This is a genomic window from Tardibacter chloracetimidivorans (assembly GCF_001890385.1).
Lineage (GTDB): Bacteria > Pseudomonadota > Alphaproteobacteria > Sphingomonadales > Sphingomonadaceae > Tardibacter > Tardibacter chloracetimidivorans.
Genome location: NZ_CP018221.1, coordinates 2,001,111 through 2,019,807 on the forward strand (window position 1 = coordinate 2,001,111; position 18,697 = coordinate 2,019,807).

Genomic DNA, 18,697 nt, shown 5'->3' on the forward strand with positions numbered 1-18,697 from the left:
GGTCGCCCGATCTTGAATCGGACGGATGGACACCGCTCGGTCGCAAGTTCACTCCGGACATCGGACAATGCATACCGCCAATGGAATTATCGAGAGATCCGCGAGGCTTCAGTGAGATGATGCCAAGTTCGGTCATGATACACGAGTGGCAACGTTTCGCTGGACACATTGGGTGAGGCGATCCTGGCGTCCAATGCCTCGATGATCAAAATATGTGCCCCTTTGGTCCCAATGCGATGATTGAGGCGTCCACGAATCCAAGCCTGAGCCGATCGGTAAAAAGGTTCGCCGGTCGGCAAACGATCCCAACTGGATGCGTCAGCGAAGCGATCCACGCCGCTCGTTGCACAAAGAACGGCGAGATCATATTGTTCCGCACCGAGCAAATGCACCACGAATGTTTCGGCTCTGCGAATGACCGGTGCGCTTGACGATTGGTCCGATATTGAAAAAGCCAGGAGCGGTGGATCGACATTGATCGAGCAGACGGAAGTTGCCGTAAACGCCACAGGCCCCTCGCAGGCATCGGCAGTGATCACCGCAACGCCTGCGGGATGATTACGAAATGCCGTCTTGAAGACATCCGGCGTAACCTTATCAAGAAAGGCCGTCGCACCGCTGTCAGTGCGCAGTCCTCGTCCAGACTGAACAGGCGAATTTGCGTCGTCATCGATCGCGGGGGTCATGTCAAAAAACTCCTCCATGTCACAGCGCGCGCGGACCGCCCTCGTTCCCCGCTGGGCCAGTTATCCAATTGCTCACATCCGCCCCTGCAGCTTTCAACGATGCTATGAGACGTTCGGCGAATTTTGTCAACGGCGGAGCAAAAGTCGGCCATTCGGCGGCGTAAAACCAGGCCATCGTGTTACATGCCGGGGGGAGTGGCGTGAGGGCGTAGCCCGAGGGCCACTCCCCCCGGCATTGGTGTAATTTTCAGGGTCTGGTTTTGGCCTTGCGGGCCCGGCTGTGCGCGAGGCGATAGCTTTCGCCGTTCATCTCGAGGATGCTGACGTGATGGGTCAGGCGATCGAGGAGCGCGCCTGTGAGACGCTCAGATCCGAAGGTTTCGGTCCATTCGTCGAAGGGCAGGTTGCTGGTGATGAAGGTGGAGCCGCGTTCGTAACGCTGGGAGATCAGCTCGAACAACAGTTCGGCGCCGGTCTTGGAGAGCGGCACAAAGCCCAGTTCGTCGATGATGAGCAGCTTGTATCCGGCCATCTGCTTCTGGAAGCGCAGAAGACGGCGCTCGTCGCGGGCCTCCATCATTTCGCTGACCAGCGCTGCCGCGGTGGTGAAGCCCACCGACAGTCCTTTCTGGCATGCTGCCAGTCCGAGCCCCAACGCTACGTGCGTCTTTCCGGTGCCTGATGGCCCCAGAGCGATGGCGTTCTCACGCCGCTCGATCCACTCGCAGCGCGCCATCTCGAGCACCTGCATCTTGTTGAGCCTGGGGATGGCGGCGAAGTCGAAGCTGTCGAGGCTTTTGACGGCGGGGAAGCGCGCGGCCTTGATGCGCCGCTCGACCATGCGACGCTCCCTGTCGATCATTTCCATCTCGACGAGGCGGGCGAGGAAGCGGATATGATCGACGCCTTCAGCGGCACATTGCCGCGCGAGCTTGTGATGCTCACGCAGGCACGTAGGCAGCTTGAGCGCCTTGAGATGGTGAGCGAGAAGGATCTCCGGGGCCTGATCGCTCATGCGGCCTCCTGCCGGTCGGAGAGCAGGCTCAGATAGGCTCTGGCAAAGGTCTTCTCGACCGTGGTGCGTGGCAGGAAGGGATAGACGTCCAGGTCCAGCCTGGGCGGTACGCGTTCGATCCGGCACAGGACGAGGTGCTTGACGGCATCGAAGCCGATGGCGCCAAGATCGATGGCCTGTTCGACCGCCGCCTGGAGATCGGCGAGGGTGAACGTTTCCAGCAGGCGCAGTACCTGCACATATTCGCGCTTGCCATGTTTGTGCATGCGCCCTTCCATCAACCGCTGCAGTGTCGTGAACGCTTCGGGCAGGTCCCAGCCCTGCAAAGGCGCAGCCTGGTCGAATGCGTTGATCTTCTGCTCGATCAGCGGGAGATAATGGAGCGGGTCGAAGACAACCTCCTCGCGGGCATAGCAACGAGGATGACGGGCGATGACTTCGCTGCGGCAGCCGATCACCACCTCATCGACATAGGCCCTGATCCAGACCTCCTGATGGCCCCAGGCCACCGGAACCGAATAATCGTTGGTCCTGTAGCGCACCAGGGATTGCGAGGAGACCCGCCCGCCTTTCTGATCGCAGGCCTCGAAGGGTGTAGCGGGCAGAGGCTGCATGGCCGCGAGATCGCGTTCCAAGCGCTCACCGATCGTCTCGCTCTGCCCGCGCACCTTGTCCTGCTGGCGCTTGCGGCATTGCTCCTCCAGCCACAGGTTGAACGCCTCCCAGGTCGGGAACTTCGGGATCGGCACCATGAAGTTGCGCCGGCAATAGCCTACCAGCCCCTCCACATTGCCTTTCTCGTTCCCCTTGCCCGGGCGAGCATAGCGGTCGCGGATCACGTAATGTGACAGGAAAGCGCTGAACAGCGTGGCACGCTGCCGCGTGCCGTCGGGCAGGATCTTCGCCACAAGGCAGCGATCGTTGTCATAGACGATCGAGCGCGGTACCGCGCCGAAAAACGCGAAGGCATGCACGTGTCCGTCCACCCAGGCCTCCGCCACCGCCGCCGGATAGGCCCGCACATAGCAGGCATCACTGTGCGGCAGATCGAGCGCGAAGAAGTAGGCCTTCTGCTCCACCCCGCCGATCTCCACCAGCGCTTCCCCGAAATCGGCCTGCGCATCTCCCGCAGGGTGCGCCAGCGGCACGAACATCTCCCGGCTGCGCTGTTCGCGCTCCCGGATGTAATCCTTGATGATCGTATAGCCGCCGGTGAAACCATGCTCGGTGCGCAAACGGTCGAATACCCGCTTCGCCGTATGGCGTTGCTTGCGCGGGACACTGCGGTCACCCTCAAGCCATCCATCAATGATCGCCACAAACCCGTCCAGCTTCGGGCGCTGCGGTACGGACTGGCGCCGGTAACCCGGCGGCGATGAAAACGACAGCATCTTGCGTACCGTATCGCGCGACACATTGAAACGCTTCGCCGCCGCCCGTTGGCTCATGCCATCCGCGCAAGCCAGACGGACCTGAAGATAAAGTTCCACGCTGTAGATCCCCACACCTCCCTGACTCGGCAGAAAGGCTTCAAGGTGGACGACTTTTACGCCGCCCGCAGCAGGACTATCCCGCCGCTACCGTGGTCGAATATTGCTCCGCCGTTCTCACGCGCATCTTTAATATTTTTCCATTTTTAATAACGAACGTGGTGCTCACTGTGTTGTAATAGTCTTTACCCATCCAATGTCCGCTAGCGACCAACTCAACAACCACACGATCCTCTTCTGCTGTCATGGAGACTATAGAAGACTTAATTTCCTTGAGTGCCGCCCCCACCCCCGAAACCATATCGATTGACTCTTCCTTGTTGCGGTGCCCGGCCATAGGCCAGTGACCACAAATCCAGTAATCAAGATCCTCGTGCCATAGGGAAAAGATGGTCTTCAAGTCTCCTGCACTGAAGGCATCCATAAACCGGCAAACGACGGACTTGTTTTCTTCGATATGATTCATATAGACTATCACCAAGACTCTAATTATTGGACTTGAAAGTTACTGCCCGAGTTTTGAGCTAACACTAGCTGTCGAGTTTCAGCTAATGCGCACATCCACATTTTGGCTCCATCTTCAAGACCCCTCAACTTGTTCGATGTCCATTATGTTCAAACGTCCTGCAGGGTCGGCATGATTAACTCGGCGAACTCCGAGCAAATTTCTTCCAGATAATCTGCAGGCGGCAAAAGACAGATATCGGTAAAGCCAATCTGGGCTAGATCGCGCAACTGTCCGATCACTTCGTCCGGGGTTCCAACCACGCACGTGCCCCGGATGGCATCTGGTGTGACGAACCGCCGCTCGTCTTCGAGCAGAACCGTCCCGTGGCCCTCGTGAATCTGCCGGAAACGGCCCGATGGCGGCAGGGAGTAATTCTCCACCCGCGCGACATAGTCACTCCATATCTCCATGAAGAAAGGTGGAATGACGGCATCGTCCCGATGCGACTTCTCCCAGATTTCATATACAAGATGGAGAGCCGTTGTCACGAGAGATCCGGTATGATTGATGACCCGCTCGCTTGTGAGTATTTCTCCCGGTCGAAGTAGGCACAGGCCGATCGTGTTTCCCATCATGAAACCATCGGGCAAACGCCTCCCCGATCGTTCGGCCCCGGCCCGCACCTGGCCGATATTCTCCACTGCCTGTTCCCCCGTGACGCCGCCAACCATCCAGCCATTGCCCAGTTCTCCGGCCAGGTGCTGCATCCTGGGGCCGTGCGCGGCGATATAGATCGGTATTCTCGTCTTGATATCGGCATAGGCACCGGGGGGGTGCATGAACTGGATTTCAGTTGTGCGCCCCGCCAACACGTAATCGACCGCTTCGCCGTTTAGCAACCGGCGGACAGTTCGGATATAATCCGTGAATTCTGCGACGGTTGCCGGCGGCTGACCCATCAGCCTCAAAGACGTATGACCAGTGCCTATTCCGAGAAAGACGCGGCCGGGAGCGATCTGATTGATCGTCGCAATGGCTGCGGCGGTGACTGGGGCGATGCGGGTTCCAGGATTCGTCATTCCGGTGCCCAGTTTGATCGTATCTGTGTTCGCGGCGGCGAGCGCCATAGTCGCGTAGCAATCGGACCATAACATATGGGAGTCGCCGAACCATAGCTTGTCGAAACCCAGCGACTCCAGCCTTTTTGCGATCGCCCAGTTGCCGATTTCGGGACAAAGAGCCACCCCGAACTTCACTGCACCGCTCCTGCACGGTCCGTGCGCCCTCTCCGATGGCGCAGAACGGGGGATGTAGCGGCTAAACCTGAGGCTGACAGGAATTCGGTTTCATTTTTAGCCTCGTCATACCTATCGCGCATGGAGCCCTCTCCGATTTAGTATTGGTCCCACATCCTCTAGCGGAATAGATATCACCGAAGATAAGGTCGGGTCAATAGTATATTGCTAGCATAGCATTAATACCAACAAATAACGTCAAAATAAAGTGGAGATCTGTACCGCAACCGGCGTGGCTGCAGTGATTTAGTCCCTAGTACGTATGAATAAGGCACTTTCTGTAAACCGGATGTGTTTGCGATACAAAAGTATTATATGAGGGGGAGGATATGCGAAGGCTGGTCTGCAGGGCTATTGTTTCCACAATTGCACTCTCGGCGACTGATGCGTTGGCTCAGAATGCAGGCAACGTCCCGGCGCAGTCGGCAAACTCTGAGCGCGCCGACGATAACGGTATAGCAGATATCGTCGTCACGGCGGAGCGCCGGGCCGATCGTCTTCAGGACGTGCCTATTGCAATCACGGCTGCCACGGCGAACCAGCTCAAAGCCCAGGGCGTTGTGGACGCATTCGACATCGGCAAGATTACACCAAGCTTCAACAGCAACCGGACAATAGGCTTCGGGACGCCGATCATGCGTGGCGTCGGATCAACGAATATCACCCTGGGTGACGAACCCAGTGTAGCGACCTATGTTGACGGCTTTTATCAGGGCGTTTCCGCTGGCGCACAATTGCCGTTCAACAACATCGAACGCGTGGAAGTGCTCAAGGGCCCCCAGGGAACCCTGTACGGGCGCAACGCGACGGGGGGGCTGATCAACATCATCACGCGAATACCCAAAAGCGAACTAAGCATAGAGGGGCAGGCCGGCTATGCGAGCTATGATACCATCACCGCTGACGCTTATGTTACGGGCGGCTTGGCCGATGGATTGAGTTCCGATCTCGCGGTAACTTTTCGTGACCAGGGACAGGGCTATAGCCGCAATTTGCTGACTGGTAAATCTGCCGGCCGAAGCGAATATGTTGCCGTTCGGTCGAAAACAGCCTGGGATTTTAGCGCGGCTAATTCCCTGGTGATCGGCCTCTCCTATGCCAAATCTAAAAATGATATTGCTAATGTCAATCTTCCGCTGCCAGGAACCGCTCCCCTTCTTGCCGGGCCGGGCATACTCTACGGTCGCAAGCGCGGCGAGTTCGCCAGCAACCTCACGCCCCGGTTCGATGTGGAGGAATATGGCGTGAATGCGACGCTTCGGCTCGATCTTGGCTTTGCAAACCTTGTGTCGCTGAGCCAGTATCGACGTCTCGATATCAAGAATGAGGTCGAAGGTGACGGCACGAGCGCCGACGGCGTTCTGTCCACGACACAGCTTGGCATCACCCCCGGGCTGCCCGCGGGTTCGGAGCTCACGCCTCAGTTGGTCATTCCCGCGAGCTTTTCCTATGATGCCCCCCAAGAAGTTCCGTATTTCGTGACTCAGGAGCTTCAACTCGTCTCTAACGACGGCGGCCCCTTCAAATGGATCGTTGGCGGCTATTATCAGACATCGAAGGATGAATATGCTCCGGCGCTGCTTCTTAATTTTCAGGTGGACGCGCCACCTCTCGCATCCTTCGCGGTTGGTCAAAGCACCCGGGCGGCTGCGGCATTCGCACAAGGGAGTTATACCTTGTCTAGCGGCCTTTCGTTTACGGGGGGCGTTCGATACAGTACCGAAAAGAAATCTCTGACGGGCTCTGCGTCTTCGCTCAACGAACTGGGCAGCTATGATACGATCCCGGCGGACCAATCAAAGCGCTTCAATTCCTTCACCTATCGGGCCGCAATTGATTATCGTATCAATCGGAAGTTACTTCTTTACGCTACGACAAACAAAGGGTTCAAAAGTGGCTTGTTCAATGCCTCTTCAATTGCTGCCCCCGCCGTCAGCCCTGAAACTCTTTATGCATATGAAGCCGGTTTCAAGGCTGATCCGAATGCATTTCTCCGCATCAATGGCTCCATCTACTACTACGACTATAAGGACCTCCAGACCTTCGCAGTTGACCGACAAGGCATAGCCTTCCTTCAAAACGCCGGAGGCGCGGAGATGTATGGCGTGGAACTCGCCGTTGAGGCGATTCCGTATGGCGGGCTGAATCTCCGCGCTAGTCTAGGATTGGAGCATGCGCGTTACCAGAACTTCGCTAATGCACAGGTCTTGATCCCTTCGCCTAGTGGCGGCAACTATACGACACAGGAGAATGTAAGCGGAAACAAGATGCTAAGAACCCCGGAGATCACCGGAAATATCGGCGCGACCTACAGCTTCGCGCTGAAAAGCGAAGGAACGCTGACGCTAAATGCCAGCGCGGCCTATAGTGGCGAATATTTCTGGGACGCAGGAAATAGATTCCAGCAGTCCGCCTATGTCCTGGTCGATCTGTCGGCGAGATTCTCCACGCCGGATGATCGCTGGAATGTCCGCGTATGGGGCAAGAATGTGACGGACAAGGCATATGCCATATACGGAAATGCCGACACGCGTTATTTCTCCGTCGGCTTCGGTGAGCCTGCAACTTATGGCGTTACTATTGGAAAGGCATTCTGAAATTATTCGGTCGCTCGGGTCGTCTACTTCAATTTGGCAAATGGTTCGAAGATTCTGGCCTAGATTAGGTAGCTGCTAACGATATTAGGCGAGAGGCACGACGCATAAGGTGTTCAGATGAATTTTGATTGGCCATTGAGGTTTGGAGCGTTCATGTCTCCGGTGCATTCGTCGCACGAGGATCCGACGGTTGCGCTGCATCGGGATGTGGAGTTGATCCAGTGGATGGAGCGGCACGGGTTCGACGAGGCGTGGATGGGCGAACATCATTCGACGGGCTGGGAGGTGGTCGGCTCGCCGGAGGTGTTCCTTGCCTATGCGGCGGCGCGGACCGAGCGCATCCGGCTTGGCACCGGGGTGATTTCGCTGCCCTATCATCATCCCTTCAACGTGGCGGAGCGGCTTGTCCTGCTCGATCATCTGACGCGGGGTCGAGCGATCCTTGGGGTGGGTCCCGGGGCCTTGCCCTATGACGCCTATCTCTACGGACTGGAGACGACGGACCTGCGGCCGATGATGGAGGAGAGCCTGGAGGTGATCCTGCCGCTGCTGCGAGGCGAGGCGGTCACGCGCAAGACGAAATACTGGGAACTGCGCGACGCCAGGCTGCAGCTTTCGCCGCTGACGCGGCCGCGCTTCGAGGTCGCAGTGACATCGATGGTCTCGCCCTCTGGCTCGAAACTGGCGGGCAAACATGGACTGTCGATCCTGTCCCTGAACGCATCAATGTCGGCGTCGATGAACTTCCTGAAGACAAACTGGGGCATTGCCGAGGATGAGGCCGCGCAGCACGGCCAGACGGTCGACCGCCGCAACTGGCGGCTGGTCTGCCCGATGCACATCGCCGAGACGCGTGAACAGGCGCGCCGCGACGTGCGCGACGGTCTGGCGCGCTGGGCTTGGTACAACAGCAAGATCAACGCGCTCGGCATTATCCCTGAAGGGGCGGATACGGTCGACCAGCAGATCGAGGTGCTGATCGAGAACGGGTTTGCGGTCATCGGCACGCCTGATGACGCGGCCGCGCAGATCGCACGATTGTGGGAGCATTCGGGGGGCTTCGGCACCTTCCTGCTATGGTCGCACGACTGGGCCAACCGCGAGGCGACATGGCGCTCCTATGCGCTCTTTGGTACCGAGGTCGCGCCGCGCTTCCGCGGCAGCACCGCTGCGCTCAAGGCCGCCGAGGACTATGCCCTCACCCAATATGCCGCCCTCGGCAACCAAACCGGTGTCGCCATCCAAAAAGCAACCGAAAAATATCACGCACAAAAACAGCACGACGCTGCTGCTAATGGCGTGACTGGACAGTAGAAGATATATTGATTTTTCTATGAAGCGCGTTCCAGTCGGCACAGACAGCGCCTCTCGCTCATAAGGAAAACCGCCATGAAATTTGGTGTGCTGACGATGAATACGGATGAGTGCGTGGATCCGGTCCGCCTTGCGAAGGAGGCAGAAGCGCAAGGCATCGAGTCACTGTTCGTACCGGATCATTCCCATGTTCCCGTCACGCGCCGACTTCCCTATGGCGGTCCGACCGATGCGTTCGATGCATCCCCTGGGGACATGCCGCGCGATTATTATCGAAACAGGGACCAGTTGCTCACGCTGGCGGCCATCGCCGCAGTGACGACGACGCTGAAGATCGGAACAGGCGTGTGTCTCGTCGTTCAGCGGGACCCCATCCTGCTCGCCAAGGAAATCGCGACACTCGATCATCTTTCGCAAGGCCGATTGATTTTCGGCATCGGCGCCGGCGCACCCTGGAACGAAGAGGAAATGCGCAATCACGGGACCGACCCGCGCACCAGGTTCACCTTGCTGGGGGAACGCATGGCGGCGATGAAAGCCATATGGGCCAATGATCAGGCCGAATATCATGGCCGGTTCGTCGATTTCGAGCCGCTTCATTCCTGGCCCAAACCCGCTCAGAAACCCCATCCGCCGATACTGGTCGGCGGTTGGGCGCCGTCGTCTCTTGATCGCGTCCTCAGCTATGGGGATGGGTGGATGCCGGGAGATGGAGGCAATCTCGCCCAGCTCTCGGAGATGATTAGGCAATTGCAAGATCGCGCGGTCAAAGCCGGGCGCGGCCCCGTCGAGATAACGATTTTCATGGGCAGTCTCGATCGGGTCGATGAGTATGCGGCCATGGGTGTTTCGCGTTGCGTTTTCATGCTCCCGAGCATCCCTCATGATGACACGTTCAGGACACTGGAAGAAATCTCCGCCGCCGCCCGCCGTTTCGGGGCATGAGTACGCAAATACCAAATATCCAGGACGATGGAATGGACGTGACCACGCGGGGGCGCAGCGTCCGTCGTGCTAGAGCTTCCATCATCGATCGTTCGAACAGGTTGAAGTCGCTCTCAATCGCGGGCGTGAACCGCCAGATGTGCACCCACTTCGGTCGGTTCTACTCGGTGGTCGATGCGGTGGAAAAGCGGCCTGTCCAGCAGGCATTTCAGCTTTATAATTCCCACCGAGATAGTTGGCTACGATACATTGCAATGTCGATCACCAGGAAATAGCGGAGGAAATAGAGATCTATCGTAGATGTTATTTATACCATGCTTTTGCACCTTTTCAATTTCTCTCTAGCAGGATGTTTCCTAAAGACTGAAAGACTGGTAAGGACAGGAGAGTATATGGCGGACTTCGATTTTGGGCTCAGCGAAATGGCCGAAGCTATCCGGGAAACGGCGCAACGATTTGCCGCTGGAAGGATCGCTCCCCTCGCCGCGCGGATCGATGCCGAAGACTGGTTCCCACGCGAGCTTTGGTCCGAAATGGGAGCGCTCGGCTTGCATGGGATCACGGTCGAGGAAGAAGATGGCGGCTTAGGGCTGGGCTATCTTGAACATGTCGTGGCACAGGAAGAAGTCGCGCGTGCATCCGCCTCGATCGGCCTCAGCTACGGGGCGCATTCGAACCTGTGCGTCAACCAGCTGCGCCGGTGGGGCAATGCCAGGCAGAAACGCCGCTATCTCCCCAAGCTGATCGCGGGCGAACATGTCGGCAGTCTCGCCATGTCGGAAGCCGGCGCGGGATCGGACGTCGTCTCGATGAAGCTGCGTGCCGACAAGAGAGGCGACCGCTACATCCTCAACGGCACGAAGTTCTGGATCACCAATGCCCCCTTTGCGGATACGCTCGTCGTCTATGCCAGGACAGGGCAAGGATCGCGCGGCATCACCACCTTCATCATAGAGAAGGATATGCCCGGCTTCTCGATCGGCCAGCAGATCGACAAGATGGGGATGCGCGGTTCGCCGACGGCCGAACTTGTCTTCAATGACTGTGAGGTGCCGGAAGAGAATGTGATGGGGCCGCTGAATGGCGGCGTCGGCATCCTGATGTCGGGCCTCGACTATGAGCGCGCCGTGCTCGCTGGAATTCAGTTGGGCATCATGCAGGCGTGTCTCGACGTTGTCCTGCCCTATCTGCGCGAGCGCAAGCAGTTCGGCAAGCCCATCGGCGCCTTCCAGCTTATGCAGGCAAAGGTCGCCGACATGTATGTCGCGCTCAATTCCGCGCGCGCCTATGTCTATGCGGTGGCGAAGGCGTGTGACGCCGGCAGGACCACGCGCTTCGACGCCGCGGGCGCGATCCTGCTTGCCAGCGAGAACGCCATGAAGGTGTCGCTCGAGGCCGTGCAGGCGCTGGGCGGTGCCGGCTATACGAAGGATTGGCCGGTCGAGCGCTTCATGCGCGACGCCAAGCTGCTCGACATCGGCGCGGGCACCAATGAGATCAGACGCATGCTGATCGGACGGGAGCTGCTGGGCGTATGACGGTGCTCAAGACCTTGACCAACGTCGGCTCGTCCGAATCGTCGCCAATTCGGCGCACAATCACGCGCTGGCGACCGAGCTTCGGGCAAAGGTCGCAACCACCGCGCCGGGCGGCTCGGACGCCGCCGTTGACACAAATACCTGTTCGCCCATTGTGCTATGGCGCCGAATTTACCGGGCGCCTGGTCGACCTGTGGGCGTACCACCATGGTGTGCGGATCGACTTCAGCCGCCCCGGCAAACACACCGACAACGCCTATATCGAGACGTTCAACGGGTCATTCCGGGATGAATGTCTCAACGTCCACTGGTTCGCTTCGCTGCCCGAGGCGAAGCGGCTGATCGAGGCCCGGAGGCGGGACTAAAATGTTAGCCGTCCTCACATGGGTTTTGGCAATCTGAGCCCGGCGGAATATCTTGCCGGATCAGTATTTTGCCCGGCCCCGATCGGGGCCGGGCAAGTCGGAAGCTAACGCTGCACCCGGACCACCAATCCCAAGCGCTTCAGTTCCCCGAAGGGCTCTCTTCAGAATTGGACCAATTTTCTCAAGGCAGACTAGAGCATCGAGCGTTTAATCGTGTGCATATCCGGCGGCGATGAAGTAGTTGCGGCATTCGTCGGGCGGATAGAGGTCGCAGATGCTGCCGACGGCTCGCCAGAGGTCATCGATCGTCCTGGCCCCGATGCGCCTGAGGTGCGCTTTCAGTTTTGAGAAGGCCATCTCGATCGGGTTGAGATCAGGGCTGTATGGCGGGAGGAAGAGGAACCAGGCGCCGCGCTGCTTGAGGATCGCCTTGGCCTTTTCGCTCTTGTGGCTCGGCAGGTTGTCGAGGATCACGACGTCGCCCGGATCGAGTGTCGGCGCGAGCTGGGTTTCCACGTAGATTTCGAAGATCTCTTTGGTCATCGGCCGATCGATGATCCAGGGAGCGGTCAGGCCGTCGCACCGTAATCCTGCTATGAAGGTCTGCGTCTTCCAATGGCCAAATGGCGCGCGTCCCTTCAGGCGCTGGCCACGGCGAGCCCGCCCCCGCAGACGCGTCATTTTCGTCGTGGTCGCTGTCTCATCGATGAATACCAAGCGGTGCGCCTGCTCGCGCATGCGCGGCTGGCGATGCAGCCGCCATCGCCGACGAGCCTCGCAAACATCATCGCGTCCGCACTCCGAGGCCAGAAGCTGTTTTTTTATATCTGAAGCCCGCTCCCAGAAGGGCGCGCGACAATGAGGCTGGATGAACACGCATCTTCGTCGTCGCCTCAAGCTTTGCCGCAAGCTCGGGCATGCTGATATCCGACTGCGCCTCCACCCAGCGGATCAGCATTGTCATGTACGGCGCAAGCTTGCCTGCTCCCGGCGGCCGCCCCTGCCGCGCCGGAGCCGCCGACCCCGTCTTCGCCACACGCTGCACAAGCTTGATCGCGCAGCTCACGCTCACTCCAAATCGCCGCGCCGCATCACGTCGCGAATGACCCGCCGCCACATGATCAGATATCCGATTCCGAAGATCGCTCGAAAAGGCTTTCCCCATGATCCACCTCCAGCAACGGTGAATCATATTTTCCGGTCGCTGGGAATCCTTGGCCTGATTCCTATTTCACGCCCGTTGCTCTAGTTTGCGCAGATGCATCTAGTTGCTGACATTGTTTAGAAAAATTGGCAAAACAACCCGACTTTTAGTCAACTAGTCGATCATCTTGAAGCGGCCGCCGTCCGAACTTCCTACGAAAACGGTGTACGAAATGAAATCCGAGTTTGTCGTGATTACTGATTGACGGATTAGGGAGATGCGCGTCGTCGATTTCGCTCTCGCCGAAACGATTCATTTGCCGGCGCTCGGGATAGAAGTACGGGGTAATGCCACCCCAGCTCACGACATCCGGCAAGGCCGTTGGTATTAATGATGGTATCGAAATAATCGAGCAGAACAATACCGGCTTAATTTCAAGTAGTTAGCATCGGCATGCGGCTCCCGTAGGGGTCACCAGCGACTAAGTATCTGTTTTAGTTGAATAATTGTCCTGGCGCCGATGCAGTAGAATGGCGGTTTTCTGCCGTTTTTCAGAGGCTCGCGCGGTGACTGCACCGGCAGAGACTCTCATTTCTCCCAAGTCGCTGACCGCGTGGGCATTTTTTCTCTGCCGCGGCTTTTGTGTGTCTCGGGATTTAGGCTGAGCACCTTGCGTCAGCTGGGACCGTCAGGCGAGCAGCAGTTGTTCCTGCTCCGACCAGCTCAGCGGCAGGCCAGCGAGGTTCTGCAGGAAGCGGTTGGTCAGCCTGGGCGGCTGAGCGCCCTCGAACACAGCGGCAACGATGCCGGGCGAAAGATTGCTGAGGCGAAGCAGCCGTTTGTAGCGCTCCGGCGACCTGCCGAACTTGGCTGTGAGACTGTTGGCTTCGGCCTTGCCGTCGATGCTGGTCACCTGGTTCGCCAGATGCTCGGCGAGAATCTCGCAGAAGCGCCGCTCCAGCGCATTGGCGCTGGCTGCTGATATAGGCCTTGCGCGCGTCATATTGGGTATCGAGGCTGTGCATCTGATCAGAAACAGCATGAGCTTTGCGTCCGGGAAGGACCGCAAGCCAATCGCTCAGGCGCTTCGCAGCGTCTATTGTGCCGAGACGCCGGAGGCCGGCATGGCCGCGCTGGAATCGTTCGAAGAAGGCCCTTGGGACCGGAACACCCGCCTATCGCCCAGAACTGGCGGCGCCGCCACATGAGTGGGGTGAGGCGAAGAGCCAGTTCGCTGTGATCTCTGGCGAGAGGTTCGTCATCTGACGACAACCGGCCTCACGCACGAAATAACGGACACTCCCCGGTGACGCAGATAAATTTCCATGTGACGTTGGCAACTTCAGGTGCGCGCGTGGGTTCTTCCCTCATGCCCCGCCCCCGCGAGGTGGCTGCGTGCTTGGAGCGATTCCGGCCGTCCTACCCGTCCCGACACCAACCGACGAGGATATCATCATGGCCAAGAAGCCCGCATCGCCCAAGGCGACCCCGAAATCCGTCGGTAAGGTGGCGCCTCCCGATCTGGTAGGAGCGGATGTCGGAGGAGAATCTCCGCAAAAGGCGTCGCCCGTACCCCAGGACGCTGAGATTTCCTTTTCCTATACCGAGCCACAGGCAGATGGCGGCGAAACCCATCAGGTTGCCGACGATCGGATCGCAACGCTTACCACCCAGCAAGGCATTCCCGTTGCGGACGACCAGAACAGCTTGAAGCAGGGTGTACGCGGTCCGGCGCTGCTTGAGGATTTTCATTTCCGCGAGAAAATCTTCCACTTTGATCATGAGCGCGTACCCGAGCGCGTCGTACATGCGCGCGGTTATGGCGTGCACGGGTTCTTCGAGCTGACCGACAGCCTTTCGGATGTAACACGTGCGGACCTGTTTCAGCGGGTTGGCGAACGCACGCCTGCCTTCGTCCGCTTCTCCACGGTCGCCGGTTCAAAGGGATCGTTCGACCTTGCACGCGATGTGCGGGGTTTCGCCGTCAAACTCTATACTCAGGAGGGCAATTGGGATCTGGTCGGCAACAACATCCCGGTGTTCTTCATCCAGGATGCGATCAAATTCCCCGATCTGATCCACGCGGCCAAGCCCGAACCGGATCGCAACTTTCCACAGGCGCAGACCGCGCACGACAATTTCTGGGATTTTGTGAGCCTGACGCCTGAGAGCTTCCACATGATCATGTGGATCATGTCGGATCGCGCGATCCCTCGCTCATATCGTACAATGGAGGGCTTCGGCGTCCACACCTTCCGGCTGGTCGACGTCGAAGGCCGCTCCACCTTCGTTAAGTTCCACTGGAAGCCCAAGCAGGGCCTGCAGTCGGTGGTGTGGAACGAGGCGGTCAAGATCAACGGCGCCGATCCCGATTTCCATCGCCGCGACCTGTGGGATGCGATCAATGGCGGCAACTTCCCCGAATGGGAGCTGGGCGTCCAACTGTTCGACGATGATTTCGCCGACAGCTTCGACTTCGACGTGCTGGATGCGACCAAGATCATTCCGGAGGAACTGGTGCCAATCCGGGTGGTCGGCCGATTGGTGCTCGACCGGGTGGTCGACAATTTCTTCGCGGAGACCGAGCAGGTCGCCTTCTGCACGCAGAATGTGCCTCCGGGCATAGATTTCTCGAACGACCCGCTGCTGCAGGGACGCAATTTTTCGTATCTCGATACCCAGATCAAAAGATTGGGCAGCCCGAACTTCACCCATATCCCGATCAATGCGCCCAAATGCCCGATGGCGCACTTCCAGCAGGACGGGCACATGGCGATGAGCAATCCCAAGGGCCGTGTGAACTATGAACCCAATAGCTGGGGTGCGGCGCAGGGCGGACCGCGCGAGGATCCGGTTCGTGGCTTCACCAGTTTCGCGGAGACCGCCGACGGTCCCAAACAGCGAGTGCGTTCGGAAAGCTTCGCCGATCATTACAGCCAGGCGCGACAGTTCCTCATAAGCCAGACGGCGATCGAGCAGAAGCATATCGGCGACGCCCTTGTATTCGAACTCTCCAAGGTCGAGCGGCCCGACATCCGTTCGCGGGTCGTGTCGCATCTGCTCAACATCGATGCGACGCTTGCGGAGACGGTCGCCGACGGGCTCGGGCTTGCCGTCCCTGACCGTGCAGTCGCCGCGCGCGCGCCAATCACCGATCTGGCTGCATCCGACAAGCTCAGCATCGTCAAAAACGGTCCTGCAAACTTCAAGGGGCGCAAGCTTGGTATCCTGCTCAGCGATGGTGCAGACGCCGCGATCTTCACTGCGCTGGTGAAGGCTGTCGATGCTGAAGGCGCGGTGTTTGAAGTTGTCGCACCCAAGATCGGTGGCGTGACGCTCTCAGACGGCACGACGGTAGCCGCGAAGCATAAGATCGACGGCGGCCCCTCGGTCCTGTTCGATGCAGTGGTGGTCCTTGTCTCCGCCGAGGGCGCAGCGCTGTTGTCGCGCGATGCCGCAGCCAAGGATTTTGTTACCGACGCATTTGCGCACTGCAAGTTCATCGGGGTCGGCGCGGATGCCGAAGCGATCTTCGTCGCGGCAGGCATATCGGAGGATCTCGACGAAGCCTGCCTGCCACTTGCCAAGGAAGTGGACGCGGCCACGTTCATCGAAGCTTGCCGGGAACTGCGCTTCTGGCCGCGCGAACTTGAAGTCGACCTGGACGCGAAGCCGGACGCCTGACCTATCGCAGAAGCGGTGTCTGCGCGGCCAGGTCGTTACGGATCGTGGTTGCGGCGACACCACCTTCGCCCATGGCGTGGCTGATCTGATCCAGGCCCAGCACGACATCGCCAGCAGCATAAAGACCCGGCACATTGGTCCGCTGATGCGCGTCGACCGTCAGGCAGCCATCCTCGGAGCGGTGCGCCCCGACCTGGCCCGCAAGCTCCGAGCGGACCTCCGATCCAAGGGCGGGATAGATGCTGTCGAACGCATGCGGCCCGGACGGCAGATCGAGCAGAATCTTGTCGTCCCTCAGCAGGACGCCGCGATAATCCTCGGCGAGCTTGATGCCTGCATCGCGCACGGACGCAAGTTCCCGGGCGGACAATTCATGTTTCAATCCAGGCGCGACCAGCGTTATGTCGGCAGTATACCCGCGCAGGAAAAGAGCTTCGGTGCATCCCCGCTGCCCGGTACCGATGACGGCGATCGAGCGATCGGTCACCTCAAAACCGTCGCAGATCGGGCAGTAACGCAACCTGCCGCTGGCCAGCGCCTGGATGTGTGTCTCGTCATCGATCATCGGCGGGCGGCGATTGACGACCCCGGTGGCGAGCAGGACGGCGCGCGCGCCTATCGTAAATTCAGCGGTTCGAGCGATGAAGCCGTCCTCGTGCTGCTCAAGGGACTCCACATGGCCGTTGCGGAGTGCCGTGCGATAGAGGCTCGCCTGTTCCCGCATCCGCGTCAGCAAATCCGGGCCTGAGATGCCTTCCGGGAAGCCGGCATGATTGCGAGTGAGCGGAATGAGACTTGCTCGACTCTCGCCTGCATCAATGACGGTGATGGAGAGATGGAAGCGGGCCAGATAAATCGCCGCCGTCAGTCCCGCCGGACCGCCGCCGATAATCAGGCAATCACAAGCCCCCTGCGTCGAGACGGCGCCAGGTTCGCTCCGCGTGCTGGCGTGCGGACGGACGGAGGATTCGGACGGCACTATTTTTCGACCTGCGCCATCAGCCGAGCCTTACGCTCTTTCTCATGCCGTCCTGCCTTTGCATAATGCTGGAGGGAGCAATGGTCGCTGCGGCCTTGCGGGAGATATAGCTGGCCATCAGCGACGGTATCCAGGGTTTGATTCCTGCTGTCATTCATGCTCGGGCGACCGCAGAATGGAACGATAACGCTCAAAACAGCGGGCGCCGCATGTGAGACGGATGAGGGCGCCTTCGGCAATGGGCCGTGCCCGCCTCGAATCTTCTGCAATCAAGGGCGCTATGACTTCCCGGTTCCATGCTTCGCTATGCTTGACGTCAAGCACGGCATGCAGATCGAAGTAGCGCCGCTCGCGATCGCTCAGGCCGATGCGGCGCAGCCCTTTTGCAACCATCGCGGACCGCCCTGGCGCCGTCATTTCGATCGCGCCCAAGGCCCCGATCGATTGCCATACATATCTGCGGCAGGTCGCCATTGCCGTCATGGCGTTGGCAAGAGCAAGGCTTTCCCACACGGTGTGTTCGATACGCGGCTCCACCGCGAGCGTTGCCGCCAGATCGCCGAGCATTGGGCCGTGCATGCCTTTGGCATTGCCCCGGCCCATCTCATCCCAATAGTTGCGCGCCAACTCAAGCTTTGGCCGTGAGGGCAGCTTGATCTGGGTATAGGCGACAAGATCGTCGAAGCCCGCTTCGCCGGCCGCCTCCTGCTCAAAGAATAAGCGGAGCGCGTCGGTTGAGGCTTCTTCCGCCAGCCAGGGGAAAAGCGGATCGCCCTGGCCCGGCCCCTCAACCTTCAAAAGCTCGAACCAAGCCAGGAAGCTTTCCGCGTCTTCAGGCGCTTCTGCAGCTTTCGCTGCAATTTCCTGCCGGAGTTCTTCCAGAAAGGCGCCTTCAAGCCGCAGCATGCGTTGATCGCTGGCCAGCCGGTCCGCCCAGTCCGGTTCGATCATCTGCGGGGCTAGCCGCTCCCGGTTCCACCGGGCAAGGCCGCGCTGGAAGTCATCGTTGAGAAATTGAGACGCACTGGGGCACAACCCGACGACGTGAAAGGACGTGGCCATTCAAATATCTTTCAAATTGTAGCAATGGAGTCCTTAACGCGCGGGCGCGATACTCGATCCGCGACATGCCCCGACTGGACGCCGGGCGGATATCTTATGCCTGGCCCAATAAATCCGCACGGGGGCGGAACCATA

General features: G+C 59.1%; 14 protein-coding genes and 2 pseudogenes. 7 read left to right on the forward strand and 9 right to left on the reverse strand.

Features of this window, described 5'->3' with window-relative positions; genetic code table 11:
- Positions 1-86: 86 nt before the first annotated feature.
- The 5 genes from BSL82_RS10505 to BSL82_RS10530 form a co-directional block, all read right to left on the reverse strand.
- A complete protein-coding gene (locus tag BSL82_RS10505) occupies positions 87-686 on the reverse strand; it encodes a flavin reductase family protein (RefSeq protein WP_083579326.1) in 600 nt (199 codons plus the stop codon).
- Between the two features lie 247 nt (positions 687-933).
- The gene (istB, locus tag BSL82_RS10515; RefSeq protein WP_007686288.1) at positions 934-1,701 is read right to left on the reverse strand and encodes an IS21-like element ISSsp5 family helper ATPase IstB; all 768 of its coding nucleotides are present in this window, start codon (positions 1,699-1,701) and stop codon (positions 934-936) included.
- Complete coding sequence (gene istA, locus BSL82_RS10520) at positions 1,698-3,191, reverse strand: IS21 family transposase (RefSeq protein ID WP_083579292.1); 1,494 nt, start codon at positions 3,189-3,191, stop codon at positions 1,698-1,700. The genes istB and istA overlap by 4 nt, the downstream gene beginning before the upstream one ends.
- A gap of 76 nt (positions 3,192-3,267) precedes the next feature.
- On the reverse strand, positions 3,268-3,657 hold the full coding sequence (locus BSL82_RS10525; RefSeq protein WP_072597468.1) for a nuclear transport factor 2 family protein: 390 nt from the start codon (positions 3,655-3,657) through the stop codon (positions 3,268-3,270).
- A 149-nt stretch (positions 3,658-3,806) separates the two neighbouring features.
- Positions 3,807-4,895 carry an LLM class flavin-dependent oxidoreductase gene (locus BSL82_RS10530; RefSeq protein WP_072597470.1) on the reverse strand — a complete coding sequence of 363 codons (1,089 nt, stop codon included), beginning with the start codon at positions 4,893-4,895 and terminating at the stop codon, positions 3,807-3,809.
- A gap of 368 nt (positions 4,896-5,263) precedes the next feature.
- Here BSL82_RS10530 and BSL82_RS10535 point away from each other — a divergent pair, with 368 nt between their 5' ends.
- From BSL82_RS10535 to BSL82_RS21030, 5 genes and pseudogenes are all read left to right on the forward strand, one after another.
- Complete coding sequence (locus tag BSL82_RS10535; RefSeq protein WP_083579142.1) at positions 5,264-7,531, forward strand: TonB-dependent receptor; 2,268 nt, start codon at positions 5,264-5,266, stop codon at positions 7,529-7,531.
- 117 nt (positions 7,532-7,648) lie between these two features.
- Positions 7,649-8,845 carry an LLM class flavin-dependent oxidoreductase gene (locus BSL82_RS10540; protein WP_072597474.1) on the forward strand — a complete coding sequence of 399 codons (1,197 nt, stop codon included), beginning with the start codon at positions 7,649-7,651 and terminating at the stop codon, positions 8,843-8,845.
- Between the two features lie 75 nt (positions 8,846-8,920).
- Positions 8,921-9,790, forward strand: coding sequence for an LLM class F420-dependent oxidoreductase (locus BSL82_RS10545; RefSeq protein ID WP_072597476.1), 870 nt, complete (start codon positions 8,921-8,923; stop codon positions 9,788-9,790).
- Between the two features lie 392 nt (positions 9,791-10,182).
- A complete protein-coding gene (locus BSL82_RS10555) occupies positions 10,183-11,328 on the forward strand; it encodes an isovaleryl-CoA dehydrogenase (protein ID WP_072597479.1) in 1,146 nt (381 codons plus the stop codon).
- A gap of 161 nt (positions 11,329-11,489) precedes the next feature.
- Positions 11,490-11,690 (forward strand): annotated as a pseudogene (locus BSL82_RS21030) (integrase core domain-containing protein); the annotation flags it as partial.
- Positions 11,691-11,900: 210 nt separating this feature from the next.
- On the opposite strand, the gene BSL82_RS19980 reads toward BSL82_RS21030, so the two are convergent.
- Both BSL82_RS19980 and BSL82_RS10575 read right to left on the reverse strand, forming a co-directional pair.
- A protein-coding gene (locus BSL82_RS19980; protein ID WP_158010753.1) for an IS630 family transposase occupies positions 11,901-12,858 on the reverse strand; the annotation gives its coding sequence in 2 pieces (ribosomal slippage) (positions 11,901-12,506 and positions 12,508-12,858; 957 coding nt in all).
- 667 nt (positions 12,859-13,525) lie between these two features.
- Positions 13,526-13,840 (reverse strand): hypothetical protein, encoded by a 315-nt coding sequence (locus BSL82_RS10575; RefSeq protein WP_083579144.1) that lies wholly within the window; start codon positions 13,838-13,840, stop codon positions 13,526-13,528.
- Between the two features lie 16 nt (positions 13,841-13,856).
- On the opposite strand from BSL82_RS10575, the pseudogene BSL82_RS19985 reads away from it, so the two are divergent.
- Both BSL82_RS19985 and katE read left to right on the forward strand, forming a co-directional pair.
- Positions 13,857-14,103: pseudogene (locus tag BSL82_RS19985) on the forward strand (transposase); the annotation flags it as partial.
- A gap of 189 nt (positions 14,104-14,292) precedes the next feature.
- Positions 14,293-16,521, forward strand: coding sequence for a catalase (gene katE, locus BSL82_RS10585; RefSeq protein WP_083579145.1), 2,229 nt, complete (start codon positions 14,293-14,295; stop codon positions 16,519-16,521).
- A gap of 1 nt (position 16,522) precedes the next feature.
- On the opposite strand, the gene BSL82_RS10590 is transcribed toward katE, so the two are convergent.
- Positions 16,523-17,413 carry an NAD(P)/FAD-dependent oxidoreductase gene (locus BSL82_RS10590; protein WP_072598727.1) on the reverse strand — a complete coding sequence of 297 codons (891 nt, stop codon included), beginning with the start codon at positions 17,411-17,413 and terminating at the stop codon, positions 16,523-16,525.
- Between the two features lie 237 nt (positions 17,414-17,650).
- Positions 17,651-18,562 carry an iron-containing redox enzyme family protein gene (locus BSL82_RS10595; RefSeq protein ID WP_072597483.1) on the reverse strand — a complete coding sequence of 304 codons (912 nt, stop codon included), beginning with the start codon at positions 18,560-18,562 and terminating at the stop codon, positions 17,651-17,653.
- Positions 18,563-18,697: the final 135 nt, after the last annotated feature.

Coding starts and splice junctions, on each gene's coding strand:
- BSL82_RS10505 (WP_083579326.1), bottom strand. CDS start 686: ATGACCCCCGCGATCGATGACGACGCAAATTCGCCTGTTCAGTCTGGA.
- istB (WP_007686288.1), bottom strand. CDS start 1,701: ATGAGCGATCAGGCCCCGGAGATCCTTCTCGCTCACCATCTCAAGGCG.
- BSL82_RS10525 (WP_072597468.1), bottom strand. CDS start 3,657: ATGAATCATATCGAAGAAAACAAGTCCGTCGTTTGCCGGTTTATGGAT.
- BSL82_RS10535 (WP_083579142.1), top strand. CDS start 5,264: ATGCGAAGGCTGGTCTGCAGGGCTATTGTTTCCACAATTGCACTCTCG.
- BSL82_RS10540 (WP_072597474.1), top strand. CDS start 7,649: ATGAATTTTGATTGGCCATTGAGGTTTGGAGCGTTCATGTCTCCGGTG.
- BSL82_RS10545 (WP_072597476.1), top strand. CDS start 8,921: ATGAAATTTGGTGTGCTGACGATGAATACGGATGAGTGCGTGGATCCG.
- BSL82_RS10555 (WP_072597479.1), top strand. CDS start 10,183: ATGGCGGACTTCGATTTTGGGCTCAGCGAAATGGCCGAAGCTATCCGG.
- BSL82_RS10575 (WP_083579144.1), bottom strand. CDS start 13,840: ATGACGCGCGCAAGGCCTATATCAGCAGCCAGCGCCAATGCGCTGGAG.
- katE (WP_083579145.1), top strand. CDS start 14,293: ATGGCCAAGAAGCCCGCATCGCCCAAGGCGACCCCGAAATCCGTCGGT.
- BSL82_RS10595 (WP_072597483.1), bottom strand. CDS start 18,562: ATGGCCACGTCCTTTCACGTCGTCGGGTTGTGCCCCAGTGCGTCTCAA.